Raw genomic sequence first — 23,857 nt, 5'->3', positions numbered from 1 at the left:
AATTTTTCTTGACCACTACAGTTGGCGCTGAGCGTAGCGAAGCCCAACATACGAGATACTTCCCTAATTTATGTTTCTCTTCAGTCTTGCGACGAAAACTGGGACACCCACCTTTTTGACAGCGGCTCAGTTCTCTTCTTGACTTGAGAGGTCACAGCAGAGGGATTCGTTATGACCATCGCCCGTTCTCGTCAGATCAGCTTGCAAGATACGCCCTACTACCATGTGGTCAGCCGCTGCGTGCGGCGGGCCTTTCTGTGCGGTGAAGATGCCCACTCGGGGCAGAGTTACGAGCATCGCCGTCAGTGGGTCGTCGACAAGTTGGGCCTGCTGTCGCGCCTGTTTGCCATCGGCATCTGCGCCTATGCCGTGATGAGCAACCACTACCATCTGGTGTTGAAAGTCGATGAGCAGCAGGCTCAAGGTTGGAGTGAACGGGAGGTTGCCGAGCGCTGGGCAGCGTTGTTTCAGTGGCCACCATTGGTGTGGCGTTGGTATCAGGGGGATGCCCTGATTGAACCCGAACTTGCCGTCGTGCAAGGGCTAATAGAGACATGGCGCGAGCGGCTCTACTCAATTAGCTGGTTGGTGCGCTTGCTTAACGAAGGGTTAGCTCGCCAAGCGAATCAAGAAGATAGCTGCAAAGGGCACTTCTGGGAGGGGCGATTCAAGAGTCAGGCACTGCTGACCGAATCGGCGTTGCTTGCCTGTATGGCTTATGTGGAGCTCAATCCCATTCGCGCCAAGCTGGCCGATAGACCCGAGGAGAGCGACTACACCAGCATCAGCCAGCGTCTGAACCATGCTCAACCTACCGAGTTGCCCCCCTTGCTACTGCCGTTTGCCCCGCACAATGGGCCAGCGCCGCTGCCTTATACCTTTGGCGATTACCTGGCTCTGGTGGACTGGACCGGTCGTGCCATACGTGACGACAAACGAGGGCATATTCCCGATACGCTCTCCCCCATCTTGCAGCGGTTAGGGCTCGCTGGTAACGACTGGCTCAAGCAGGTGAGGTTGTTTAAGCGAAGGGGTATTCGGGCGATTGGCGACAGCGAGGCCAGAGAGCGCTATGCCCACCACTGCGGGCGGCAACGATGTTATCAACCTGATTGCTAAATATGATGTAAATCAAGCGCTTACCTTAGGTCTGCCATGACTTCAGCGAGAGCCTGTGGATGTCAGAACATCGGTTAACCTTTTACAGCGTTGAAGCCAAATCGTTTGATGATTTTTACCTCCATTTTAACGATGACGGAGTGATCTAAGGTCGCTTGCGAAGATGGTGACCCTGACTTTATCAGATAGGCTGCTATCAAAAGATGTGTGTCCGAAGTGTCCCCCTCATCGCACTAATAAGATGGGTGTCCTAATGCACTCCCTTCCTAATGCACTCCCTATGTCGGATCGCCAGCTGGCCCAGCTTATCTGTGCCTGGCGCCTCTTCTCGCCGACGCTGGATTTGTCCCTCTCCACCCGCGAGTCGGCCACCTTTCGCAACGGCGCGGTGCGCCTTGGCATCACCCAGATGTCGGCCGAGTCGCGCACCCAGCCGGGGGGCTATGCCGAGGGGGATGCAGAGGATCTGGAACAGTTTGCCATCCACGACGACCGCCCGGTGGGGGAAGTGGCCGCCGCCGTGCGGCAGGCCGGGTTGCAGCCGGTGTTTAAGGATTGGGAGCCGTTTTTGGGGAGATAGAAGGTGCTCTCCCTTTGCCATACACAGATCGGGGAGAGTGATGCCGGAACACAATAGCTATTCGCGGTAAACGTTGGGCTTCGCAAGCTCAGCCGCAACCTACATCTGTGGTAGGTTGGCGCTGAGCGTAGCGAAGCCCAACATACGAGATGGTTATATCAGGATACAGAGAATTTCATTCATGTATCCTGATATTCTTTGTTATCTATCCGGATTCTTAAATAGTTGATACCATTATTCATTATTGAGTGGATTATTAAAGTGTTTCTTTGAGCTTTACTTTGGCAAACTCCAAAAATTTGCTTATTTTACGAGCGCGGGCACTCTCACCTGTTGCCATAAGTGCGACAATGTCTACTTGTGGTAAGCAATATTCTGGAAGTAACTCCACCAAAGTGCCAGCATTGAGCTCTGTAATTATATCCCATTCTGAACGATTGATTATACCCAACCCATCTAGAGCCCACTGCTTCACAACATCGGCAATATTACTGGTAAGTGAAGGTGTAACTCTAAGACGATATTCTTTTCCTGATTCGATATGCTGGAAACGCCAGAGTGAAACATCTTCATTATTTTCTCTCAATACAATGCAGTTATGTCGTTCAGTCATTAGTTGTTCTGGCGTTGTCAAGGCTGGCATGGTGGCAATATAGTCTGGCGATGCACAGAGGACACGACGAGTAGGTGATATAACCATTCTATAAAGATGTGCTTGGGTTAATTCACCAATATAAAACATGATGTCTGGTTGGAGAGGCGCGTCTGTCCAGGAAGGACGATCAGATAGGGTAAGATCAATAGATACTGCAGGATGTTGTTGCTTGAATTGACCAATAATGGGAGAGAGTTTTTTCTCACCGAAACCAATGGGTGCAAGTATATTTATATGGCCGCAAAGATCATCTTTGGCTGACCTCATTCTCTCCTCAATTGAGGCCATCTGCCTAATGACCTCTGGTCCCATGTCGATCAATATTTGGCCATGCTCAGTGACTTTTAGCTGGCGACCTTGTCGTTCAATTAGGATAAGACCAAGTTTTTCCTCGAGGGATCTGAGCTTCTGCGTAACATAAGGCGCTGAAACATGCAGCTGTTTTGCTGCGGTGGAGAAATTTTTGCAAGCTGCAATGGTAATGAAAAATTTTATATCATTTATAGCCAGCATTAATATTGCCATTAAGTGAGGATTAACAGAATTATAAATGTGAGAGATATGCTATCACATGCTATGTTCCTACCGCAACGAAAGCGCATTACTCTAACAGAGGTTAATATATTCATGGATGTTACAGTCAACAATCAATCTACCTGTATAGAATACGATAAGCTGAGACCGTTAGGGTGGCTTGCTGATGGCACGAAGGCTGAAAATGGTCGCATCATATCATTTCCAATAATTCCACAGCTCAATGATGCTATTAGTTATTCTGATGAGATAATTGAAAACGGCTATTTTTATGAGAGAGAGTTATGCTCACCGGTACACATAGGTAATGATATTGACTGGCATTCATTTAAGGCACATTGGGATCGTCTAACAGTCGATAAATACATGGCGGATGGAGGGACTTATCGTTTGAGACGATACTCGACTCTCTTTTTTGAATCACATGGTATGGCAATTTTAAAAATGCCATACATGCCACTTTTTAAGTCCAGTAGTTATAATTCTTTTGCGGGAGATATTTTTAGGGAGTTTCAAGAGACTGAGTCTTCATTATTTTTTAATCCGTATTTTCTACGTCTTTTAAATGAATCGCTGCGAGTTTTCATCGCCTGTGAGAATCAATGTGGAAGAACAAAGCAGAAATGGTTTATTGAGGTAGATCAGTATCGGATTACTGCTGATAAAAAACAGATAGGAAAGCCTACACCAGAGGGTATACATAGTGATGGTACAAATTATTTTTCGCTGATGTTGGTAAATCGAGAAGGGATCAGTGGTGGGGTAAGCTCTTTATATGACAATGATCTTAATTTAAAAAGAGAAGTCACATTGGAGTATCCGGGGGATGTTATTATGTTAGATGATGCATCAATGATGCATCAATGATGCATCAATGATGCATGGTGTGACCAGTCTTGAGCCTCTCGAGGATCATGGCGTGAGAGATATTCTCCATATATCCTTTACTAATTTATTGAGGCCTGGTTCAGTCAATCGACGCTTTGGATTCGGCTCTGCAGATATGCTGACCATCTAAATTTTATTTCATGGGTTTAGCAAGGGCTATTTGGCGAAGTGTTAGTCGATGGGTCGATGGGTCGATGGATAGCCCTTCAAAGGAAGTAATATGACATTAAGTATGATGCTGGTATTTTTTTTAAGCTGTGTTGCCTTTAGTTTTTCTCCTGGAGCTGGGGCAATTGCAACCATGTCAAGATCGATAGAAGATGGAATTGTTCAGGCTAGGTATAATATTATTGGTTTACAGTTGGCACTATTGGTTCATCTCATCATTGTCAGTGTCGGGTTGGGAGCATTTATCGCGTCATCAGAAATTGCGTTCGATAGTATAAAGTATATAGGTGGAAGCTACCTTATCTACTTGGGGGTGATGAAAATAAAGAACTCAGGGAATAGTGTTTTGCGTAATGCTGAGATGCAAAGCGGAAAGTTAAAGAGTTTGGTGGATGGCTTTGTTGTTAATATAACAAATCCAAAATCCATTGTGTTTTTAGTCGCATTTCTTCCGCAATTTGTTGATAGTTCAGATAGTACTTATCAATACTTAAAACTGGGTCTATTCATTATTCTGGTGGACTGCATTGCGATGCTATCATATGCATCTCTTGCGAGTATTTTATTGAGGCATCTATCTGAATCATTGCATTTAAAACGTCTGAATTTAATGTTTGGTGCAGTATTTATCATACTAGCAGTGATGTTGTTAATATCTGGCAGACATTGAGTTAATGGTGGATATGGAACATTCATCTCTTCGAACGTGATGTGGTAGCCAGTGATGGTAAATTAGTTTTTTAGATATAGCAGAGTTCAACCTGAGGGAATAATGGAATAAATAAGTGCATCAAGAGGCTGACTGTGGAGAAAGATGCGATTTCTTGCCCGGCACTCGAAGGTGGCGCCTGCGGCGATGGCAACCGCTTCGCTGGCGTTGTTGCCAACCCCCATCACGATCTCCAGCCGAAATAGACCCAACTGCTGAAAACCAAAGTCACGGAGCAGGGCGACCGCCTGTCGGGCGATGCTTTGTCCTTGGCTGGATTGGCGTACCCAATAGCCGATATTGCCGTAGCGATGATGGGGCGACAGCTGGTTGATTCCTGCGCCACCCAGCAGTTGGCCGGTGGTAGCGCAGAAGATGCCCATGTCAAAGGCGCGTCCCACCGCACGGTCCTGATCGCAGCTGGCAAACCACGCCAGTGCGCTCTCCCGGGTAAATGAAGGAGAGCACCAGCTCATCCATTTGCCGACCGTCTCGATGGATTCGTGGACCGCGCGGACAAACTCGTCAGCATCGCTCGGCTCGAATGGGCGGATCACGAGCTGAGCGTTGGCAAGGCGCGGGATTGCCATCACTTATCCTGCTTTTTCAGAAAGTAACTGATATGCCCCGGCGGCATATCGGGCAGCTGGCCAAAGACCTCGTAACCCTGCTTCTGGTAGAAGGGCAGGGCCTGAAAGCTGGTGGTTTCCAGGTGGTAATTGGTGATGCCCTTGCTTTGGGCGTACTGCTCCATGGCGCCGAGCAGGCGGCCGCCCCAGCCATCGCGGCGGATGCTTTCGTCGATCCAGAGCCAGTCGACGTGCAGCCAGCCCCACTTGATGTCGGCGATGATGCCGCCATGTACCTTGCCCTCTTTATCCTTGATAAAGCTGGCGATCCGCTCGCGCAGATGGGTGCCGGCGTGACCTGTGTTGAAGCCCGAGAGACCAAGGCGCAGCGCTTCGATCTCATCGTCCTGAGGCGGTTGGGGTGGGGTGAGTTGCATAGTGCTTCCTGCTTGATGGTGGTTGTCTCTAACGGGTTACCGCTTCCAGCGCGGCTATCTCACCGCCGCTGATAAGCGGCAGGTTGCGGCTGATCTGCTCTACCGGCCAGTCCCACCAGGCGATGGCGTTGAGACGGGCGATGGTATCGTCGTCGAAGCGGTAGCGGATCACTTTCGCCGGGTTGCCGCCGACCACGGCATAGGCGGGCACGTCACCGGTAACCACGGAGCGGGCGGCGATGATGGCGCCGTTGCCGACTTTTACTCCCGGCATGATCAGGGTGTCATAGCCAATCCAGACATCGTTGCCGATGATGGTATCCCCCTTGTAGGGGAGGCTGCCCGGGGCGGGGGCGGCGCTTTCCCAGCCGTTGCCGAAGATAAAGAAGGGGTAGGTGGAGAAGCCGGAGGTCTGGTGGTTGGCGCCATTCATGATGAACTTCACCCCGCGGGCGATGGCGCAGAACTTGCCGATGATGAGTTTGTCGCCGACGAAGGGGAAGTGGTAGAGGACGTTGCGCTCGAAGCCCGCCGAATCCTCCGGGTCGTCGTAATAGGTGTAGTCACCCACCTCGATGTTGGGCCCCTTGATGGTGTTCTTGATAAAGCACACCTGGGGGAAGCCATTCATGGGGTGGGGATTGGCGGGATCGGGTCCGTGCATCTGGTCTCCTTGGATGGGCCGGGCTAGAGCGCCGGGAAGTAGCAGGCGCTCATGTCGATGGGGTGATCGGGGCAGCCGGGCAGATAGAACTGCCAGCCCGCATCGGAGAAGGCGCGCAGCTCGGTTTCGACAAACTTGATGGCGAGGCTCAGGGCCTGCAGGCTGTCGATGCCGTAGATAAAGGTCTTGTCGCTCAGCCCCGCCAGCTTTACCTGGCAGCGCCAGTCACCGCCAGCCGAGCGTGGATCCGGCTCGGGGGCCTTGATGGCGATCTTGAGAGTGAGCTGTTCCCCTTCGAGGCTGACCGCCTCGAACCGGGCTTTGACGATGGCGTTTTTCATCTGGTGATTCCTGTTCCGTGGTACTGCCCCTGCGGTTGCGGGTGGCTGGCGTTCCTGATGGGCGATGAGGTTACAGCTGATCTCAGAACGGTCAGCGTAAATGAAGTAATGTGTTGAAACAATGGGATATCCGTTGTTAACCCAGGGGGCAATAAACAGAGTGCACTGCATCGCGTTCGTGTCGATGATGATAGATATGCCACTCACATCGGTCATTACAGCTCCGGGTAATGGATATGCCGTCCTGAGTGAAGGATGATGAATTGTCCCTCTCGCTTGCATCCCCCCGGCCTGAAGCGCAGACTGTTTGGCCTTGTTTTTATGTGATTCGATTCAAGGCAACCATCATGACTCCTGCCATCAACCTGCTGAAGAAGCTCAACATTCCCCACACACTCTACCCCTACGAGTGCGAAGCCCATGACGATTTCGGCAAACATGCCGCGACCCAGCTTGGGCTGCCCGAGGCCCAGGTGTTCAAGACCCTGGTCGCCCATCACGACAAGCAGGCAGTGGTAGCCATAGTGCCCTCATCCGGTATGTGCAGCCTGAAACAGCTGGCCAAGGCGACCGGCCTCAAGAAGGTGGAGATGATGAAACCGGCGGAAGCGGAGAAGCTGACCGGCTACAAGGTGGGTGGTATCAGCCCGCTGGCCCAAAAGAAATTGTTGCCTACCGTGCTCGACGAGTCGGCACTGCAGTTTGACGAGATCCTGGTGAGCGGCGGCAAGCGCGGTCTCTCGGTTGGGGTAGCCCCGCAGGATATGCTGACGCTGATGAAGTGGATTGCGGCTCCCATCGGCGAGGAGTAATTCAGGTAGGTAATCACGACAGCTCGGTTTGGTTGTGTCAGCCGGAGCCGTCAGTTCGGTTGCTGACGTGCTCTGCAGAGCTCAAGCCAGGCCTCTGCGGTGCGCGACAGATAGCGCTCGCTCGGCCAGATCACCCCGAGTCGCCAGCTCAGTTCGGGCTCCAGCGGTCGCAGCACCAGACCATCCGGGGTCAGCCTGTTGCAGACCGGCTCCGGCAAGAAGGCGACTCCCATGCCGCTGCGCACCATGGCGGTGAGAAAATCCCACTGGCTGCTGCGCGCCGCCACCTGCGGCACAAAGCCCGCCTCCTGACACGCCTGCTCCAACCGCTCGCTCAGGGTAAACGCCTGGGTATAGAGCAGGAAGGGCTCTTCCTGCAGGGACTCCAGCCGCAGCGGTGCCTCGCCATGCCAGCGGGGTTGATCAGGCAGCACTACCCGGATCGGGTATTGATCCAGCTCCAGCGCGCTGAGGGCGCCACCCTCTTTGGTCGGCAGCATGGTGATGGCGAGATCCAGCTCCCCCTCCAGCACCGCTTGTTCGATGCGGCGGCCGCCGTACTCCACCAGGGTCAGCTCCACCTTGGGATAGCGGGTGCGGTAGGCGCGGATCAGATCCGCATAGACGTGACCCACCATGGGGGGAATGCCGAGGGTGAGGCGACCGTGTTGCAGGCTCTGCAGATCCGCCAGTTCGGCCTCCAGTTGCTGCATCTCCGCCAAGATGGTCTGGGCCCGGTTGAACAGCACCTGGCCGCAGTCGGTCAGGGTAAAGCGACGCCCCTCCCGGTTGAGCAGGGGCTGGCCCAACTCCTCTTCGATATGGCGGATCATCTTGCTGATGGTGGGCTGGGTGACGAACAGCTTTTCAGAGGCGCGGGTGAAGCTTTTTTCCCGCACCAGTTCGACAAAGTAGCGCAGGGCGCGAATATCCATGGGTACTCCCGGGATAACAGGGCTCTAATCATGCCAATATGGCATGAAATGACTCATTCTAATTCATTTCATGAAGGATCTGAGCCCCTCAGCGGGGTGAGGCGTGCTGCGGGCAGGGGATAAACAAGCTGGCCGATCGGATGGCAGGAAAAACGTGGGGCGGCCAAGGTGGTCGCCCGTATGCAGTCAGTGGCCGCGCAGGGCGGCGGTGAGGGCCGAGAGGGAGAGGTGCTGGCGTCCGCCCTGGTCGAAGTTGGCATCGTCCAGCCAGCGGGCAAGGGTCGCCTGCAGGGCGGGCCACTCGCTGTCGATCACCGAGAACCAGGCGGTATCGCGCGAGCGCTCCTTGTCGACCCGGGCCTGCCGGAAGATCCCCTCGAAGGTGAAACCGAGCCGCAGCGCCGCCTGCCGGGAGGGAAGGTTGAGGGCGTTGCACTTCCACTCGTAGCGGCGATAACCGAGTTCGAAGGCATAGGCCATCAACAGCGTCATGGCGGCAGTGGCGAGTCGGGTGCGACGCATCGCCGGGGCGAAGTGGAGCCAGCCCACCTCGATGCTGCCCGCCATCGGGTCGATGCGCAGTAAGCTGGCGAGCCCCAGGGCGCGCCCGCTGGCGACATCGACGATGGCGTAGAACTGGGGATCCCGCCCCGCCGCCATGCGTGCCAGCCATCTCTGCCACTCGGCGCGGCTCGGGAAGGGGCCGCTGGTGAGATAGGTCCAGAGTTGCCCGTCATCCTCGCCAAAGGCCTGCCAGAGGCTCGCCTCATGACGGGCCGGGTCGAGCGGCTCGCAGCGACAGCCCCACCCCTCAAGCAGTTGCGCTTCGGGGAAACGGGCGCCGTCCCAGCTGGCGACCAGCGGCCCGACCGGTTGGCCAAATTCGTTGATCTCAGCAGCCACAGCGCACCTCCTTGTTTGCCAGCTGGCCCGGCTCGTCGCCGAGCGCGACCGCAAAGCCATCCCGCTGCCACCAGTGGAGGCCGCCGATCAGCTCCTTGACCCGAAAACCGAGGCGCGCCAGCTTGTAGGCTCCCTGAGTCGAACCGTTGCAACCGATGCCATCGCAGTAGCAGACGTAGATGGCATCGCGATCGAGCTCGGCCACCCGCTCGGGCACCATCTCCCGGTGCGGCAGGGAGATGGCCCCGGGAATGTGGCCGGCGGCGTAGTGCGCTGGTGAGCGGGTGTCGATGACGACGATGCCGGCCGTTGCCGCCATCAGGTCGGCGGCCAGATCGGCGGCATCGGTGCGGCAGGCAAGCTGGGCTTCGAAGAAGAGGGTGGCCTGCTCGGGTGAGAGCAGACCGGTGGAACGAACGTGACTCATGATTAACTCCTTGTCTGATGGCAGAGCTCCACTCTAACGGCATAATGGTTCACACGGATGTACCAATTATGCTGGATGGAGTAGACCAATGAGCGCCTTGCCGACCCTGTTTGCCGAGAACGATGCCAGCCTGCCGGTGCAGGAGCGGCTGGTGCGCACGGTGCGCGATGCCATCCTCGCCGGTCACCTGTCGCAGGGCAGCCGCCTGCCGCCGAGCCGGGTGCTGGCGCGGGATCTCTCCTTGTCACGCGGCACGGTCGAACAGGCTTATGGCCGACTGGAGGCGGAGGGCTACCTGACCCGCCGGGTCGGCGTGGGCAGCTTCGTAGCGCTGGCGGTGGTGCCCGCACCGCGCAGCAGCCAGCGCGGTGGCGCCCCCCTGTCCAGGCGCGGGGCGGCGATCCTCGCCAGCGGCGCCTGTCAGGAGGAGACGGGCACCCCGCACAGTTTTGCCAGCGGTCAGGGCGATACGCTCGCCTTTCCCCGCGAGCTGTGGGGGCGGTTGTTGCAGCAGCAGTGGCGCCGGCACGGGCCGCGCCTGATGCAGTATGGCGATCCGGCCGGTCTGCCCGCCCTGCGTCAGGCTATCGCCGCCTATCTGGTGCAGTCGCGCGGACTGGTCTGCCACCCGGAGCAGGTGCTCCTGCTCACCAGCTCCCAGCAGGGGATCCAGCTCGCCGCCCAGCTGCTGTTCGACCCCGGTGATACGGTCTGGCTGGAGGAGCCGGGTTACCTCGGTGCGCGCAATGCGATGCAGGCCGCCGGGGCGCACCTCCACCCGGTGCCGGTGGATGAGGAGGGGTTCAACCCGGCGGGCGATCATCCGGCGCCGCGCCTCATCTACACCACCCCTTCCCATCAATATCCCCTCGGTATGGCGATGAGCCTGCCCCGGCGCATGGCGTTGCTTGACCTCGCCGAGCGGGAGCAGGCCTGGATCCTGGAGGATGACTACGACGGCGAGTTTCAGTACGACCAGCGGCCGCTCCCCTCGTTGCAGGGGCTGGATCGCAGCGGCCGGGTCATCTATGTGGGTACCTTCAGCAAGGTGTTGTTCGGTTCGCTGCGCCTCGCCTATCTGGTGCTGCCACCGGCGCTGCTGGAGCCCTTTGCCCGCGCGCGCGCCGCGTTCGACGGCCACAGCAACCAGCTGTTGCAGGCGGTGACTGCCGAGTTTCTGCAGGGGGGCTACTTTGCCAGCCATCTGCGCCAGATGCGGCTGCTCTACCGCAGCCGGCGGGATCTGCTGCTGGCTCAGCTGGCCGAACACTGCCCGCAGCTGACCCCGCTCCACACTGGTGCCGGGTTGCAGTGTGTCGCCCTGCTCCCCCCGGGTGGCGAGGCTCGCTGGACAAACGTGGCCAACCGGCAGGGGTTGGGATTGCGACCTCTGCGTCCCTTCTATCTGGGAGAGGCGGATCGGGAGGGGTGGCTGCTCGGCTATGCCGGTCTCGACAACGGTACCCTGCGCCAACTTTGTCGCGATCTGGGTCGCGTGTTGCGGGAGGTCTAATTCATTCCATTACGGCATAAATTTGATAATTTAAATTCATTTCTGGCAGGTTTTGCTCAACTCTATACTGTGAGCCGGTTCACAGAAAGACCCTTAATCATGAAATCCCTTGCCCTGCGCTGGTTACAGACTCCCTTCCAGATTGTGTTGCTGGCAGCCATCTGGCTGCTGGCTGATACCGCGGTTCGAACCCTCCATCTGCCGTTGCCCGCCAACCTCACCGGCATGTTACTGCTGCTAGTCTGCATCATGCTCGGCGTGGTGAAGGCCCAATGGTTTGCGGCCGGTGCTCGCTGGTTGTTGGCCGAGATGCTGCTCTTCTTCGTGCCCGCTGTGGTGGCGGTGGTCAACTATCAGGATCTGCTGCTGCAGGAGGGGTGGCGCATCATGGTGGTGCTGCTGGTGAGCACCACACTAGTGCTCGGCACTACTGCGTTGGTGGTGGACCGGGTTTACCGCCTCGAACTGAAACTGGCCCGCCGGAGTCGCCGTCATGTCTGATACCCTGCTCGGGCTGATCTGCTTCGCCCTCACCTTGATCTTCTACTACGCCAGCAAGTGGCTCTACGGCAAAAAGCGGATCCTGCCGCTGATGCCCCTGTTGCTGGCGCCGACCCTGCTGGTGGCCGTGGTGCTGCTGTTTCACATCCCCTATCAGGACTACATGGCGGAATCTCACTGGCTGCTCTGGTTGCTGGGCCCCGCCACCGTCGCCTTCGCGGTGCCGGTCTACGAGAATCGCCAGCTCATTCGCCGCCACTGGCTGTCGCTGTCGGTTGGGGTGGTTGCTTCGGTCATCATGGCGGTAGGCAGTACCGTGTTGCTGGCCCGATGGCTCGATCTCTCCGACATGCTGCAGCGCAGTCTGGCGATGCGCTCCATCACCACGCCGTTTGCGGTGGAGGCGACCCGCGCCATCGGTGGTCAGAGCGATCTCACTGCGCTGTTTGTGGTGCTGACCGGCGTCATCGGCATGGCGGTGGGGGAGAGCGTGCTCACCCTGCTGGCCATTCGCAGTCGTCTCGGCAAGGGGGCGGGGTTTGGCGCCTCGGCCCACGGCGCTGGTACTGCCAAGGCTTATCAGATGGGTAATGAGGAGGGAGTGGTCTCCAGCATGGTGATGATGATCGCCGGCATGGTGACCGTGCTGCTGGCCCCCCTGCTGGGCCAGCTGTTCTGGTAGGCTGAACCGCCGTTACAGCTCTGCCGATCCCGGCGCTACACTTTAATGAACCTGTATTTCCGGGATGAGCAGTATGACCTTTCATCGCCTTGCCTCCTGCTTGCTGCTGTGCTGCCTCGCTCTTCTGGCACTCCCCTTGCGGGCGAGCGACGTTTTTACCCATATCAGCCCCGAGAGTGAACGGGACTTGCGTACCCTCTATTTTCGCGATTTGTTGCAGCTGGCGCTGGAGAAGACCCGCGACAGCTTCGGTGATTACGAGTTGCGGGCAGCATCGCCAATGAACCGGGTGCGGATGCGGCAGGTCGTGCAGACTCAGCATTATCCCAATCTGTTTGTTGCAGACAGTCAGCGCCCGGCTGCGGAGAGCGGGGAGCTGGATTATGTTCGTTTTCCGGTAGAGCTTGGCATCCTCGGTTATCGCATCTGCTTTGTTAGCCCGCAGCAGGCTGAAGCGGTGGCAAGAGTCACGACCCAGGCCGAGTTGCAGCAGTTTGTGCATGGACAGGGGCGCGGTTGGCAGGATGTGGAGATTTTGCGCCATGCCGGATTCAAGGTGCAGGAGATCGGTAACTACGAGCAGCTATTCAGGCTGGTGGCTCGTGGCCGCATCGATCTGTTTTGCCGCGGTGCCAACGAGCTCTTTATCGAACTGGAGCAGCACCGGGATCTGCCCGGCCTTGCCGTGGATCGACGGATAGCACTGCACTACCCCTTCCTTCACCTCTTTTACACCCACAAGGATAATCAGGCTGCCATCCGCCGCCTGTCTGTCGGGCTCAAGTTGGCGTGGCAGGATGGCTCGCTGCAACAGCTCTGGTTACGCCACTTCAAATCTGCTCTCGATCAAGCGCAGCTCCCCACTCGTCTGTTATTCGAGCTCGACAATCCGCTCTTGAGGGCGGTTGATTTTGACTATCGTGCTTATCACTACGATCCGGTAACTGGCCGTTTCGGCCCTGGTTTGCCCTGAGGCCTGCCTTTCACTCGGTCGACTATGCCAAGTTGGTGTTTATTTTTGTTATTTAAATTCAATATCTTAAGGCTTATGTGCTGCATACACCCTGGTTTCGTACGGTTTCAGGGTATTTCCTGCCTGGTTATCTGCAGGGCTACTGGCAGGGGCGCCAGAGTCTGCTGCGGGCCCGTGGAGAGGCGCGAGCGGTGGCCTGACTGGTTTGCCGGGTGCTGAATATAGAAAGGGGAACCTCGCGGTTCCCCTTTTGCATGCTTGCGCTGTAGTCGCTGGTTACAGCATCTGCTTGAGGCGATAGAGCAGATCGAGGGCCTGACGGGGGGTCAATTCGTCCGGGCGCACTGCTTCCAGCTCTTCCACCACCGGATGAGGCTGCGGGGCGAGGGCCACCGGAGCCGGGTGGCTTTCACCGGCGGCCACCGGGGTGGCGCTTTCAAGCTCGTGCAGCTTGTGGCGGGCCTGCTGGATCACCGATTTCGGCACCCCCGCCAACGCTGCTACCTGCAGACCGTAGGAGCGGCTGGCCGCCCCCTCCTGCACCGCGTGCATAAAGGCGATGGTGTCGCCGTGCTCCACCGCATCGAGGTGGACGTTGGCCAGCCCGCTCATCAGCTCGGGCAAGCGGGTCAGCTCGAAGTAGTGGGTGGCGAACAGGGTGTAGGCGCCAATCTTGCTCGCCAGCTGCTCGGCACAGGCCCACGCCAGCGAGAGGCCGTCGTAGGTGCTGGTGCCGCGGCCAATCTCGTCCATCAGCACCAGACTGCGGGCGGTGGCGTTGTTGAGGATATTGGCGGTCTCGGTCATCTCCACCATAAAGGTGGAGCGGCCGGAGGCGAGATCGTCTGACGCCCCGATGCGGGTGAAGATGCGGTCGATGGGGCCGATGCGGGCACTGCCTGCCGGCACATAGGCACCGATATGGGCCAGCAGCACGATCAGCGCGGTCTGACGCATATAGGTGGATTTACCGCCCATGTTGGGGCCTGTGATGATCAGCATCCGCCGCTCCCGCTCCAGCCGGATGGGGTTGGCGATAAAGGGATCTGTCATCACCTGCTCCACCACCGGATGGCGACCCGCTTCGATCAGGATCTGATCCTCATCGATGAGGGTCGGGCAGCGGTAGTCGAGGGTCTCGGCCCGCTCGGCCAGGTTGGCCAGCACGTCCAGCTCCGCCAGTGCGGCTGCGGAATCCTGCAGATCGCCGAGGTGGGGCAGCAGGGCATCGAGCAGCTCTTCGTAGAGCCGTTTCTCCAGCGCCAGCGCCTGGGACTGGGCGGTGAGTACCTTGTCCTCGTACTTCTTCAGCTCATCGATGATGTAGCGTTCGTTGTTCTTGAGGGTCTGGCGGCGGATGTAGTGGGCCGGCACCAGATGGCTGTTGGCGCGGCTCACCTCTATATAGAAGCCGTGCACCTTGTTGTAACCCACCTTGAGGGTGTTGATGCCGGTCAGCAGCTTCTCCCGCTCCTCGATGCGAGCGAGGCTGGCGGTGGCGCCGTTGGCCAGATCCCGCAGCTCGTCCAGCTCCTGATTGAAGCCGTCACGGATCACGCCACCATCGCGGATCAGCACCGGTGGCACCTCCATCACCGCGCGCTCCAGCAGGTCGAGCAGCTCGGGGAAGGTGCTGGCCCGCTCGGCCAGCTGTTGCACCGCTTCGTGTTCGTTGTCCGCCAGCAGGCGCTGCAATTCGGGCAACTGGGCGAAAGCCTGACGCAGCCGGGTGAGGTCGCGCGGGCGGGCCGAGCGCAGGGCGAGACGGGCCAGCACCCGCTCCACATCCCCCACCTGACGCAGCAAGCTGCCCAGCTCGTCATAGAGGTTCTGCTCGATCAATTCCTTGATGGTGCTCTGGCGACCTTTCAGGATCACCCGGTCGCGGATCGGCTGGTGGATCCAGCGCTTGAGCAGGCGGCTGCCCATGGGGGTGGCGGTGCAGTCCAGCACGGCGGAGAGTGTGTTGTCGTGACCACCGGCCAGATTCTGGGTCAGCTCCAGATTGCGGCGGGTGGCGGCATCCATGATGACGGCGTGATCCGGCTGTTCGAGGCGCACGTTGCGGATGTGGGGCAGGGCGGTGCGCTGGGTGTCCTTGACGTACTGCATCAGGCAACCGGCGGCGCACAGGGCGGTCTCGCTCTGCTCAACGCCAAAGCCCACCAGATCCTGGGTGCCGAATTGCTGGCACAAGAGCTTGCGGGCTGTGCCCAGCTCGAACTCCCACTCCGGGCGTCGGCGCAGGCCGCGGCGACCCTCTATATGGTGCAGGAACTCGAACGATTCGGGATAGAGCAGCTCGGCCGGATTGGTGCGCTGCAGCTCAGCCAGCAGGGTCTCTTCCTTCTCGAACTGGTTGATGAAGAAGCGACCAGAGCCGATATCCATGGTGCCATAGCCGAAGCGGCGGCCATCGTGGTAGACGGCGGCGATCAGGTTGTCCTGCCGCTCGCTGAGCAGCGCCTCGTCGGAGACGGTACCCGGGGTGATGATGCGAATGACCTTGCGCTCCACCGGCCCCTTGCTGGTGGCGGGATCCCCCACCTGTTCGCAGATGGCGGCGGATTCGCCGAGCTGCACCAGCTTGGCTAGATAACCCTCGATGGCGTGATAGGGCACCCCCGCCATCGGGATAGGGCTGCCAGCCGACTGGCCACGTTTGGTGAGGGAGATGTCGAGCAGCTGGGAGGCCTTGCGGGCATCGTCATAGAACAGCTCGTAGAAGTCGCCCATCCGGTAGAACAGCAGGATCTCCGGGTTCTCGGCCTTGAGGCCAAGGTACTGCTGCATCATGGGCGTGTGGGCGCTCAGATTGGCGCCGGGAGCGGCGCTTGTGGCGCCGCTGGCTTGGTGTTGTGCGGTCATGTTCTGTTCCAGAAGGGGCCTCTGCGGGCCAGTGTCTGCAGTGATGAGCCTTGAGCTTGATGGCGCCATTCTACACATAAGCGCCGCGCCGGGGGAGCGGGTGTTCCGGACGTGGTTGCTCTGCACTATTGAAAGCATGACACAGGTGCGGCACCGCACATTGCGGCAGGCAAGGGCGGTCTGCCGTGGTTGCAGGCGGCGCTAGCGGGATCGCATAATGTGCCTCTTGAGCGGATCAGAAGGAGTCATGATGAAACTGGATGCAGAGATAGAGCACCTTGCCATCGAGCTGGGGCAGGCCCTCGGTCAGCGGGGCTGGCTGGCGGCGACCGCCGAATCCTGTACCGGCGGCGGGGTGGCCACGGCCATCACCGACATCGCGGGCAGCTCCGGCTGGTTCGATCGTGGGTTTGTCACCTACACCAACGAAGCCAAGCAGCAGATGTTGGGGGTGAGCAGCGAGAGCCTTGAACAGCACGGTGCAGTGAGCGAAGCCGTGGTGCTGGAGATGGCCCGCGGCGCGCTGGCGCACTCGTCTGCCTCCATCAGCGTTGCTATCAGTGGCATCGCCGGCCCCGGCGGCGCCACCGAGGGCAAGCCGGTCGGCACCGTCTGGTTCGCCTGGGCTGACAGCAATGGCCGCCACCACTCCCTGCTCGCCCGCTTCGACGGTGATCGCCGACAGGTACGCCAGCAGGCGGTGAGACAGGCCTTGTCGGGTCTGTTGGCCCTGCTCAGATAAATTGGGCTTGATACTGTATGAATAGACAGTATACTTAGCCCAACTTCACTTCTTACTCACGATTTCCAGCGGAGATTGGCATGGATCAGAACAAACAGAAGGCACTGGCGGCTGCGCTGGGTCAGATTGAAAAGCAGTTCGGCAAAGGTTCCATCATGCGTCTGGGCGACAGCAAGACCATGGATATCGAAGCCATCTCTACCGGTTCCCTCTCGCTGGACGTGGCGCTGGGCATTGGCGGTCTGCCGTGTGGCCGTATCGTCGAGATCTACGGCCCGGAATCTTCCGGTAAAACCACGCTGACCCTGCAGGTGATCGCGGAAGCTCAGAAGAAAGGCAAAACCTGTGCCTTCGTCGATGCGGAGCACGCGCTGGATCCTATCTACGCTGCCAAGCTGGGCGTCAATGTCGACGACCTGCTCATCTCCCAGCCGGATACCGGCGAACAGGCGCTGGAGATCTGCGACATGCTGGTTCGCTCCAACGCGGTTGACGTTATCATCGTCGACTCCGTGGCAGCCCTGACCCCGAAAGCGGAAATCGAAGGGGAGATGGGTGACTCCCACGTTGGCCTGCAGGCCCGTCTGATGTCCCAGGCGCTGCGCAAGCTGACCGCCAACATCAAGAACGCCAACTGCCTGTGCATCTTCATCAACCAGATCCGGATGAAGATCGGCGTCATGTTCGGTAGCCCGGAGACCACCACAGGTGGTAACGCGCTCAAGTTCTACGCCTCCGTGCGTCTGGATATCCGTCGTATCGGCGCCATCAAGGAAGGTGACGAAGTGGTCGGTAACGAGACCCGCGTCAAAGTGGTCAAGAACAAGGTGGCCCCGCCCTTCAAGCAGGCCGAATTCCAGATCTTCTACGGCGCTGGTATCTCCAAAGAGGGCGAGCTGGTGGATCTCGGCGTCAAGCACAAGCTGATCGACAAGGCCGGTGCCTGGTACAGCTACAACGGCGAGAAGATCGGTCAGGGCAAGGCCAACGTTATGAAGCTGTTCGCCGAGAACAAGGTGATGGCTGGCGAAGTGGAAGCCCGCCTGCGCGAGCTGCTGCTCTCCGGTGCCGTGCCAGTCGATGACAAGGCTGCACCGGTTGAGGCAGAAGAGTTCGATGCCGAAAGCGAACAAGAGTTCGAGTAAGAGCGAAAGGAAGGCCGGGTTGATACCCGGCCTTGTTATTTATGATGGTTGATCAATCCGTTATCGAACAGGTCGAGCCTTCTGAGCCTACCTTTGCCGAGCAGCTGGCCGCTGCCCGTGCTTATGCCATGCGCAGTCTGGCCCGCCGCGAGAGCGCCGAGTCCGAGTTGGCTAGCCGTCTGCGCCGGCAGGGCTATCAGGAAGAGGTGATTGAGGCGGTGCTCGACTACTGCCGCGGTTACAACTGGGTCAATGACGAACGTTACGGCGGTATGGCGGTACGGGCCGGTGCCGCCAAGGGCCATGGCCCCATCAAGATCCGCTTCGATCTGCGCCGCAAGGGACTCGACGATATGCAGATTGATGCCGCATTCGAGCAACCCGAGCTGGACTGGTTCGAACTGGCGTTTGCCCTGCTCGAACGGCGCGCCCGGGTGGCCGAACTGGCTGATTTCAAGTTGCGAATGAAGTGGCTCAAATATCTGCTGGGGCGCGGCTTTACCCAGGATCAGGCCCGTTATGCCATCTCTGCCCTGCAGGAGCGGGAGGAGTAACGCCACTGCGTGGCAAACGTCGTTTCACCTCCCTTGTGGCAGGTTTTTCCTGCCCGCTCAGTAGCTTGCGCAAGCAATTCCGAAAAAGCAGCCTTTTGTTCATCTTATCTCTCTTTATGCGCTGCTTTTTTGCCTCTCGACAGTGGAAAAAGCCACTGTGGGCAGCGGCGCTCTTTTCTGGCCCGTTTATGTGCGCTTTTTCGCCCGTGGCGGCCCTGTCCGTTTTACTTTACTCCGCAGAAAACTTACATTAATGCGGTTAAAAGTCCGTATTCGAATCAAGCAGGATTTTCCATGTATATGTCCACGTCAGAGATTCGCGCTGCGTTTCTCGAGTATTTCCGTTCCCAGGGGCACCAGGTTGTCTCCTCCAGCTCGCTGGTACCGCATAACGACCCGACCCTGTTGTTTACCAACGCGGGTATGAACCAGTTCAAGGATGTGTTCCTTGGCGCAGACAAGCGTGCCTACAATCGCGCGACGACTTCCCAGCGTTGCGTGCGTGCCGGTGGTAAGCACAACGATCTGGAAAACGTCGGCTATACCGCTCGTCACCACACCTTCTTCGAAATGCTGGGCAACTTCAGCTTCGGTGACTACTTCAAACAGGATGCCATCAAGTTTGCATGGGGCTTCCTGACCGAGGTGCTGCAGCTGCCGAAAGATCGCCTGCTGGTGACCGTCTACGCGACTGATGATGAAGCTTTCGACATCTGGGAAAAAGAGGTCGGTGTCCCGGCCGATCGCATCGTGCGCATCGGTGACAACAAGGGTGCCCCTTACGCCTCCGACAACTTCTGGGCGATGGGCGATACCGGCCCGTGCGGTCCCTGCACCGAGATCTTCTATGACCACGGCGATCACATCTGGGGTGGCCGTCCCGGCTCACCGGAAGAGGATGGCGACCGTTTCATCGAGATCTGGAACGTGGTCTTCATGCAGTTCAACCGTCAGGCTGACGGCACCATGGAGCCGCTGCCCCGTCCGTCCGTGGATACCGGCATGGGTCTGGAGCGTATCTCCGCCATCATGCAGGGTGTCCACTCCAACTACGAAATCGACATCTTCCAGGCGCTGATCAAGAAAGCGGCCGAGATTGTCGGCACCACCGATCTGAGCAACCAGTCCCTGCGCGTCATCGCTGACCACATCCGCTCCTGCGCCTTCCTGGTGGCAGATGGCGTGATGCCGTCCAACGAGGGTCGTGGCTATGTGCTGCGTCGCATCATCCGCCGCGCCGTGCGTCACGGTCGCAAACTGGGTGCGACCGATGTCTTCTTCTACAAACTGGCTGCCGAGCTGGCCGTGCAGATGAAAGACGTCGCTGCCGAGCTGATCGCCCAGCTGCCGCTGGTCGAGCGCGTGCTGCGCATCGAAGAGGAGCAGTTCGTCCGCACTCTGGATCGCGGTCTGCTGCTGCTGGAAGACGCTCTGGCCAACCTGGGTGATGCCAAGGTTATTCCGGGCGAAGTGGTGTTCAAGCTCTACGACACTTACGGCTTCCCGGCCGACCTGACTGCCGACGTGGTGCGCGAGCGCGAGATCGGCATCGACGAAGAGGGCTTCAAGGCCGAGATGGAGAAGCAGCGTGCTCGTGCCAAAGAGGCCTCCAGCTTCGGCGTGAACTACAACGAGATGCTCAAGCTTGATATCGAGACCCCCTTCACCGGTTACAAGACTCTGACCGAGCGTACCCGCGTGGTCGGTATCTACAAGGGTGTGGAAGAGGTGAGCGGTCTTATCGCCGGTGATGAAGCGGTCATCGTGCTGGAAGAGACCCCCTTCTACGCCGAATCCGGCGGCCAGATTGGCGACAGCGGTACCCTGAAAGTGGACGACGGCATCTTTGCCGTAACCGACACCCTGAAAGCGGGCAAGGCGATCATCCACAAGGGCTACATGGAGCTGGGCACTCTGGAGAAGGGCGCCGAAGTGGAAGCCGTGGTTGATGGCGATCGTCGTCAGGCCATCGCCCTGAACCACTCCGTGACCCACCTGCTGCACGCTGCCCTGCGTCAGGCGCTGGGCGAGCATGTCACCCAGAAAGGTTCTCTGGTTGGGGCCGAGCGCATGCGCTTTGACTTCTCCCACTTCGAGGGGCTGACCATGGCGACCATTCGCCGGGTCGAGGAGCTGGTCAACAACCAGATCCGCGCCAACCACGAAATCACCACCCAGCTGATGGATCTGGAAGCGGCCAAGTCCGCCGGTGCCATGGCGCTGTTTGGTGAAAAATATGAAGACGACGTGCGCGTGGTGCGCATGGGCGACTACTCCACCGAGCTGTGTGGCGGTACTCACGCCAAGCGCACCGGTGATATCGGCTTCTTCAAGATCATCGCCGAGAGCGGTATCGCAGCTGGCGTGCGCCGTATCGAAGCGGTCACCGGCAAAGCGGCCATCGACTTCATGCATCAGGTTGGCGAGCAGATCGAAGAGGCTGCCGCTCTGGTGAAAGGTGACCAGTTCTGCATCGCCGACAAGGTTCGCCAGATGCTGGACAAGGCCAAGATGATGGAGCGCGAGCTGGAGCAGCTCAAGGCCAAGCTGGCCGCTCAGGCCGGTAACGACCTGCTGGGCCAGGTAATCGAGATCAACGGTCAGAAGGTGCTGGTTGCAGCGCTGGAAGGGGCCGATCCGAAATCCCTGCGCGGCATGCTGGACGAACTGAAGAACCAGATGAAGTCCGGTGTTGTGCTGCTGGCCACCTGTGCCGATGGCAAGGTCAACTTGATCGCGGGCGTCACCAACGACCTGACCGGCAAGGTCAAGGCCGGTGAGCTGGTCAATCTGGTTGCCCAGCAGGTGGGTGGCAAGGGCGGTGGCCGTCCGGACATGGCGCAGGCGGGTGGTACCCAGCCTGAGGCGGTACCGGCAGCGCTGCAATCCGTTCACTCCTGGCTGGAAGAGCGCCTGTAATCGGGCGAGGTGATCTGTGGCACTCTATGTACAGAAGTACGGCGGCACCTCGGTCGGCACACTGGAGCGGATCGAGGCGGTAGCTGAGCGGGTCGAGCATACCCGCGCCCAGGGACACGACGTGGTGGTGGTGGTCTCCGCCATGTCGGGCGAAACCAACCGGCTGCTGGGCATGGCCCAGCAGCTGGATCCTGATGCCAACCGGCGGGAGATGGATGTACTGGTCTCCACCGGTGAGCAGGTCACCATAGCGCTGCTGGCCATCGCGTTGAACAAACGCGGTTGTCCTGCGGTCTCAATGACCGGTGATCAGGTGCGGATTCACACCGATTCCGCCTATGGCAAGGCGCGCATCACCCACATCGACACCGAACTGGTTCATGCCGAACTGGCTGCGGGCAAGGTGGTGGTGATCGCCGGTTTCCAGGGCCGTGACGAGCATAACGCCATCACAACCCTGGGCCGCGGCGGTTCGGATACTACGGCGGTTGCCGTGGCGGCGGCCATCAAGGCCGATGAGTGCCAGATCTTTACCGATGTGGATGGGGTATACACCACGGATCCGCGCATCGAGCCCAAGGCGCGTCGTCTCGACACCATCACCTTCGAGGAGATGCTGGAGATGGCCAGTCTCGGCGCCAAGGTGTTGCAGATCCGCTCGGTAGAGTTTGCGGGCAAGTACCGCGTCCCGCTGCGGGTGCTGTCGAGCTTTATCGATGGAGAGGGAACCTTAATCACATATGGAGGTGATAGGATGGAAGCTCCCCTGGTATCCGGGATCGCTTTTAACCGCAACGAGGCCAGCCTGACCATTCTGGGCGTGCCGGACAGACCAACCGTTGCCGCGCAGATCCTCAATCCGATCAGCGACGCCAACATTGATGTCGACATGATTGTGCAGAACACCCTGGGAGATGGCACCGCCGACTTCACCTTCACGGTGAATCGTGACGACTATCGCCGCGCCCGGGCACTGCTGGAGGAGACCGCCACCGAACTTGGCGCCTCCTGCGTGCAGGGAAATGGCGAGATTGCCAAGGTCTCCATTGTCGGTGTCGGCATGTGGAACCATCCCGGTGTTGCGCGCACCATGTTCAAGGTATTGGGCGAGGAGGGGATCAACATGCAGTTGATCTCGACCTCTGAAATCAAAATCTCTGTGGTAATTGACGAGAAGTATCTGGAGCTGGCGGTGCGGGCCCTGCACGCGGCTTTCGGGTTGGATCAGGCACCGCAAGAGCAGCCCTTGGGCTAACAATCTCTGATTGATTTAGTTTCAACCATTTACCATATCGGTATCTTTGTTAGATAATGTCGCATATCGATATAAAAACAAAACAGGATACAGGAGCAAGCGAATGCTTATTTTGACTCGTCGTGTTGGGGAAACCCTGATGATTGGTGATGAAGTGACTGTCACCGTACTGGGTGTTAAAGGCAACCAGGTCCGTATCGGTGTGAACGCGCCGAAAGAGGTCTCCGTACACCGCGAAGAGATCTACCAGCGCATCCAAGCCGAGAAAGTTCCGGGCCAACCGGGCTTCTAAGCCACTTTCATGGCTGTGACAAGGCGACACCTTATGTGTCGCCTTTTGTTTTTTCTGGCCCTTTGAAATTGCCCTGCAGGGCGCAAAACTGCGGGATAAGTGTCGATATTGTTTGAATATTCCACGCTTTGACCAAATGCTGAGCGAACGCACTTTTTTCTCCAAAAAAGTGTTTGACTAAAAATCCATGTGAAGTATTATCAGCCCCGCAAACGGAGAGGTGGCCGAGAGGCTGAAGGCGCTCCCCTGCTAAGGGAGTATGCGGCTTATACCCGCATCGGGGGTTCGAATCCCCCCTTCTCCGCCATTTGCGCCCGTAGCTCAGCTGGATAGAGTACCTGGCTACGAACCAGGTGGTCAGAGGTTCGAATCCTCTCGGGCGCACCATATTACGACTCAAGCAAGAGTCATGTGTTGACCGTCAGCAAGTCGACACTTTGGAAAAGGCTTACTGATAAGTAAGCTTTTTTTATCGTTTTAAAACAGGGCGCCCGTAGCTCAGCTGGATAGAGTACCTGGCTACGAACCAGGTGGTCAGAGGTTCGAATCCTCTCGGGCGCACCATTTTTCACGGTACAAAAATTTATGAGCGCCCGTAGCTCAGCTGGATAGAGTACCTGGCTACGAACCAGGTGGTCAGAGGTTCGAATCCTCTCGGGCGCACCATTTTTC

23 protein-coding genes, 4 tRNA genes and 1 pseudogene are annotated in these 23,857 nt (G+C 58.2%); 19 read left to right on the top strand and 9 right to left on the bottom strand.

Annotated elements, in window-relative coordinates:
• Window positions 1-171: 171 nt before the first annotated feature.
• Window positions 172-1,119: a transposase gene (locus BN1117_RS16485; protein WP_040099142.1), complete on the top strand. Its 948-nt coding sequence runs from the start codon at window positions 172-174 to the stop codon at window positions 1,117-1,119.
• Window positions 1,120-1,381: 262 nt separating this feature from the next.
• Window positions 1,382-1,699: pseudogene (gene thiH, locus BN1117_RS16480) on the top strand (2-iminoacetate synthase ThiH); the annotation flags it as partial.
• Between the two features lie 256 nt (window positions 1,700-1,955).
• On the opposite strand, the gene BN1117_RS16475 reads toward thiH, so the two are convergent.
• Window positions 1,956-2,867, bottom strand: a complete 912-nt coding sequence (locus tag BN1117_RS16475) for a LysR family transcriptional regulator (protein ID WP_040099138.1) — start codon at window positions 2,865-2,867, stop codon at window positions 1,956-1,958.
• A gap of 114 nt (window positions 2,868-2,981) precedes the next feature.
• On the opposite strand from BN1117_RS16475, the gene BN1117_RS16470 reads away from it, so the two are divergent.
• Both BN1117_RS16470 and BN1117_RS16465 read left to right on the top strand, forming a co-directional pair.
• A complete protein-coding gene (locus BN1117_RS16470; RefSeq protein ID WP_167334830.1) occupies window positions 2,982-3,755 on the top strand; it encodes a 2OG-Fe dioxygenase family protein in 774 nt (257 codons plus the stop codon).
• 241 nt (window positions 3,756-3,996) lie between these two features.
• The gene (locus BN1117_RS16465; RefSeq protein ID WP_040099134.1) at window positions 3,997-4,614 is read left to right on the top strand and encodes a LysE family transporter; all 618 of its coding nucleotides are present in this window, start codon (window positions 3,997-3,999) and stop codon (window positions 4,612-4,614) included.
• A gap of 86 nt (window positions 4,615-4,700) precedes the next feature.
• Here BN1117_RS16465 and BN1117_RS16460 read toward each other — a convergent pair whose 3' ends face one another.
• The 4 genes from BN1117_RS16460 to BN1117_RS16445 are packed head-to-tail and all read right to left on the bottom strand — an operon-like array spanning window position 4,701 to window position 6,664.
• On the bottom strand, window positions 4,701-5,243 hold the full coding sequence (locus BN1117_RS16460; RefSeq protein ID WP_040099132.1) for a GNAT family N-acetyltransferase: 543 nt from the start codon (window positions 5,241-5,243) through the stop codon (window positions 4,701-4,703).
• Complete coding sequence (locus tag BN1117_RS16455; RefSeq protein WP_040099131.1) at window positions 5,243-5,659, bottom strand: GNAT family N-acetyltransferase; 417 nt, start codon at window positions 5,657-5,659, stop codon at window positions 5,243-5,245. The genes BN1117_RS16460 and BN1117_RS16455 overlap by 1 nt, the downstream gene beginning before the upstream one ends.
• Window positions 5,660-5,687: 28 nt before the next feature.
• Window positions 5,688-6,323: a Vat family streptogramin A O-acetyltransferase gene (locus tag BN1117_RS16450; protein WP_040099129.1), complete on the bottom strand. Its 636-nt coding sequence runs from the start codon at window positions 6,321-6,323 to the stop codon at window positions 5,688-5,690.
• Window positions 6,324-6,346: 23 nt separating this feature from the next.
• The gene (locus tag BN1117_RS16445) at window positions 6,347-6,664 is read right to left on the bottom strand and encodes a DUF6968 family protein (protein ID WP_040099127.1); all 318 of its coding nucleotides are present in this window, start codon (window positions 6,662-6,664) and stop codon (window positions 6,347-6,349) included.
• A 347-nt stretch (window positions 6,665-7,011) separates the two neighbouring features.
• Between BN1117_RS16445 and ybaK the strand changes: the two genes are divergently transcribed.
• Window positions 7,012-7,476 (top strand): Cys-tRNA(Pro) deacylase, encoded by a 465-nt coding sequence (ybaK, locus tag BN1117_RS16440; RefSeq protein ID WP_040099125.1) that lies wholly within the window; start codon window positions 7,012-7,014, stop codon window positions 7,474-7,476.
• A 50-nt stretch (window positions 7,477-7,526) separates the two neighbouring features.
• On the opposite strand, the gene BN1117_RS16435 is transcribed toward ybaK, so the two are convergent.
• From BN1117_RS16435 to BN1117_RS16425, 3 genes are all read right to left on the bottom strand, one after another.
• Window positions 7,527-8,411 (bottom strand): LysR family transcriptional regulator, encoded by an 885-nt coding sequence (locus BN1117_RS16435; RefSeq protein ID WP_040099124.1) that lies wholly within the window; start codon window positions 8,409-8,411, stop codon window positions 7,527-7,529.
• A 186-nt stretch (window positions 8,412-8,597) separates the two neighbouring features.
• Window positions 8,598-9,314, bottom strand: coding sequence for a GNAT family N-acetyltransferase (locus BN1117_RS16430; RefSeq protein WP_040099122.1), 717 nt, complete (start codon window positions 9,312-9,314; stop codon window positions 8,598-8,600).
• Window positions 9,304-9,741, bottom strand: a complete 438-nt coding sequence (locus BN1117_RS16425) for a rhodanese-like domain-containing protein (protein ID WP_040099120.1) — start codon at window positions 9,739-9,741, stop codon at window positions 9,304-9,306. Before BN1117_RS16425 ends, BN1117_RS16430 begins: the two co-directional genes overlap by 11 nt.
• A gap of 88 nt (window positions 9,742-9,829) precedes the next feature.
• Between BN1117_RS16425 and pdxR the strand changes: the two genes are divergently transcribed.
• The 4 genes from pdxR to BN1117_RS16405 all read left to right on the top strand — a co-directional run bounded on the left by pdxR (window position 9,830) and on the right by BN1117_RS16405 (window position 13,410).
• On the top strand, window positions 9,830-11,254 hold the full coding sequence (pdxR, locus tag BN1117_RS16420; RefSeq protein ID WP_040099118.1) for a MocR-like pyridoxine biosynthesis transcription factor PdxR: 1,425 nt from the start codon (window positions 9,830-9,832) through the stop codon (window positions 11,252-11,254).
• A 99-nt stretch (window positions 11,255-11,353) separates the two neighbouring features.
• Complete coding sequence (locus tag BN1117_RS16415; RefSeq protein WP_040099117.1) at window positions 11,354-11,755, top strand: CidA/LrgA family protein; 402 nt, start codon at window positions 11,354-11,356, stop codon at window positions 11,753-11,755.
• The gene (locus BN1117_RS16410) at window positions 11,748-12,437 is read left to right on the top strand and encodes an LrgB family protein (protein ID WP_040099115.1); all 690 of its coding nucleotides are present in this window, start codon (window positions 11,748-11,750) and stop codon (window positions 12,435-12,437) included. The genes BN1117_RS16415 and BN1117_RS16410 overlap by 8 nt, the downstream gene beginning before the upstream one ends.
• A gap of 73 nt (window positions 12,438-12,510) precedes the next feature.
• Window positions 12,511-13,410: a hypothetical protein gene (locus BN1117_RS16405; protein WP_040099114.1), complete on the top strand. Its 900-nt coding sequence runs from the start codon at window positions 12,511-12,513 to the stop codon at window positions 13,408-13,410.
• Between the two features lie 276 nt (window positions 13,411-13,686).
• Here BN1117_RS16405 and mutS read toward each other — a convergent pair whose 3' ends face one another.
• On the bottom strand, window positions 13,687-16,278 hold the full coding sequence (gene mutS / locus BN1117_RS16400; protein ID WP_040099112.1) for a DNA mismatch repair protein MutS: 2,592 nt from the start codon (window positions 16,276-16,278) through the stop codon (window positions 13,687-13,689).
• 250 nt (window positions 16,279-16,528) lie between these two features.
• Here mutS and pncC point away from each other — a divergent pair, with 250 nt between their 5' ends.
• From pncC to BN1117_RS16350, 10 genes are all read left to right on the top strand, one after another.
• The gene (gene pncC, locus BN1117_RS16395) at window positions 16,529-17,020 is read left to right on the top strand and encodes a nicotinamide-nucleotide amidase (RefSeq protein WP_040099110.1); all 492 of its coding nucleotides are present in this window, start codon (window positions 16,529-16,531) and stop codon (window positions 17,018-17,020) included.
• Window positions 17,021-17,100: 80 nt separating this feature from the next.
• The gene (gene recA / locus BN1117_RS16390) at window positions 17,101-18,165 is read left to right on the top strand and encodes a recombinase RecA (protein ID WP_040068994.1); all 1,065 of its coding nucleotides are present in this window, start codon (window positions 17,101-17,103) and stop codon (window positions 18,163-18,165) included.
• Between the two features lie 44 nt (window positions 18,166-18,209).
• Entirely contained in the window at window positions 18,210-18,719 is a 510-nt protein-coding gene (locus BN1117_RS16385) for a regulatory protein RecX (protein WP_040099144.1), read from the top strand.
• Between the two features lie 294 nt (window positions 18,720-19,013).
• Complete coding sequence (gene alaS / locus BN1117_RS16380; protein ID WP_040099109.1) at window positions 19,014-21,638, top strand: alanine--tRNA ligase; 2,625 nt, start codon at window positions 19,014-19,016, stop codon at window positions 21,636-21,638.
• Between the two features lie 16 nt (window positions 21,639-21,654).
• Window positions 21,655-22,893 carry an aspartate kinase gene (locus BN1117_RS16375; RefSeq protein ID WP_040099107.1) on the top strand — a complete coding sequence of 413 codons (1,239 nt, stop codon included), beginning with the start codon at window positions 21,655-21,657 and terminating at the stop codon, window positions 22,891-22,893.
• 103 nt (window positions 22,894-22,996) lie between these two features.
• Entirely contained in the window at window positions 22,997-23,185 is a 189-nt protein-coding gene (csrA, locus tag BN1117_RS16370; protein ID WP_005336053.1) for a carbon storage regulator CsrA, read from the top strand.
• A gap of 214 nt (window positions 23,186-23,399) precedes the next feature.
• Window positions 23,400-23,492, top strand: a tRNA-Ser gene (locus BN1117_RS16365).
• A gap of 3 nt (window positions 23,493-23,495) precedes the next feature.
• Window positions 23,496-23,572: transfer RNA gene (locus BN1117_RS16360), tRNA-Arg, on the top strand.
• A 100-nt stretch (window positions 23,573-23,672) separates the two neighbouring features.
• Window positions 23,673-23,749: transfer RNA gene (locus tag BN1117_RS16355), tRNA-Arg, on the top strand.
• A 25-nt stretch (window positions 23,750-23,774) separates the two neighbouring features.
• Window positions 23,775-23,851, top strand: a tRNA-Arg gene (locus tag BN1117_RS16350).
• Window positions 23,852-23,857 lie beyond the last annotated feature (6 nt).

It is taken from the genome of Aeromonas australiensis, from assembly GCF_000819725.1.
Taxonomy (GTDB): Bacteria; Pseudomonadota; Gammaproteobacteria; order Enterobacterales; family Aeromonadaceae; genus Aeromonas; species Aeromonas australiensis.
Note: the sequence above shows the minus strand (reverse complement) of the source record. Positions and strands in the feature narration are given on the sequence as shown.

What these genes read in the sequence shown, in the direction of transcription:
- BN1117_RS16475 (WP_040099138.1), bottom strand. Translation starts at nt 2,867, where the DNA reads ATGCTGGCTATAAATGATATAAAATTTTTCATTACCATTGCAGCTTGC.
- BN1117_RS16410 (WP_040099115.1), top strand. Translation starts at nt 11,748, where the DNA reads ATGTCTGATACCCTGCTCGGGCTGATCTGCTTCGCCCTCACCTTGATC.
- BN1117_RS16470 (WP_167334830.1), top strand. Translation starts at nt 2,982, where the DNA reads ATGGATGTTACAGTCAACAATCAATCTACCTGTATAGAATACGATAAG.
- recA (WP_040068994.1), top strand. Translation starts at nt 17,101, where the DNA reads ATGGATCAGAACAAACAGAAGGCACTGGCGGCTGCGCTGGGTCAGATT.
- BN1117_RS16485 (WP_040099142.1), top strand. Translation starts at nt 172, where the DNA reads ATGACCATCGCCCGTTCTCGTCAGATCAGCTTGCAAGATACGCCCTAC.
- BN1117_RS16435 (WP_040099124.1), bottom strand. Translation starts at nt 8,411, where the DNA reads ATGGATATTCGCGCCCTGCGCTACTTTGTCGAACTGGTGCGGGAAAAA.
- alaS (WP_040099109.1), top strand. Translation starts at nt 19,014, where the DNA reads ATGTATATGTCCACGTCAGAGATTCGCGCTGCGTTTCTCGAGTATTTC.
- pncC (WP_040099110.1), top strand. Translation starts at nt 16,529, where the DNA reads ATGAAACTGGATGCAGAGATAGAGCACCTTGCCATCGAGCTGGGGCAG.
- mutS (WP_040099112.1), bottom strand. Translation starts at nt 16,278, where the DNA reads ATGACCGCACAACACCAAGCCAGCGGCGCCACAAGCGCCGCTCCCGGC.
- BN1117_RS16465 (WP_040099134.1), top strand. Translation starts at nt 3,997, where the DNA reads ATGACATTAAGTATGATGCTGGTATTTTTTTTAAGCTGTGTTGCCTTT.
- BN1117_RS16455 (WP_040099131.1), bottom strand. Translation starts at nt 5,659, where the DNA reads ATGCAACTCACCCCACCCCAACCGCCTCAGGACGATGAGATCGAAGCG.
- csrA (WP_005336053.1), top strand. Translation starts at nt 22,997, where the DNA reads ATGCTTATTTTGACTCGTCGTGTTGGGGAAACCCTGATGATTGGTGAT.
- BN1117_RS16445 (WP_040099127.1), bottom strand. Translation starts at nt 6,664, where the DNA reads ATGAAAAACGCCATCGTCAAAGCCCGGTTCGAGGCGGTCAGCCTCGAA.
- BN1117_RS16385 (WP_040099144.1), top strand. Translation starts at nt 18,210, where the DNA reads ATGGTTGATCAATCCGTTATCGAACAGGTCGAGCCTTCTGAGCCTACC.
- BN1117_RS16405 (WP_040099114.1), top strand. Translation starts at nt 12,511, where the DNA reads ATGACCTTTCATCGCCTTGCCTCCTGCTTGCTGCTGTGCTGCCTCGCT.
- BN1117_RS16450 (WP_040099129.1), bottom strand. Translation starts at nt 6,323, where the DNA reads ATGCACGGACCCGATCCCGCCAATCCCCACCCCATGAATGGCTTCCCC.
- BN1117_RS16425 (WP_040099120.1), bottom strand. Translation starts at nt 9,741, where the DNA reads ATGAGTCACGTTCGTTCCACCGGTCTGCTCTCACCCGAGCAGGCCACC.
- pdxR (WP_040099118.1), top strand. Translation starts at nt 9,830, where the DNA reads ATGAGCGCCTTGCCGACCCTGTTTGCCGAGAACGATGCCAGCCTGCCG.
- BN1117_RS16460 (WP_040099132.1), bottom strand. Translation starts at nt 5,243, where the DNA reads ATGGCAATCCCGCGCCTTGCCAACGCTCAGCTCGTGATCCGCCCATTC.
- BN1117_RS16415 (WP_040099117.1), top strand. Translation starts at nt 11,354, where the DNA reads ATGAAATCCCTTGCCCTGCGCTGGTTACAGACTCCCTTCCAGATTGTG.
- ybaK (WP_040099125.1), top strand. Translation starts at nt 7,012, where the DNA reads ATGACTCCTGCCATCAACCTGCTGAAGAAGCTCAACATTCCCCACACA.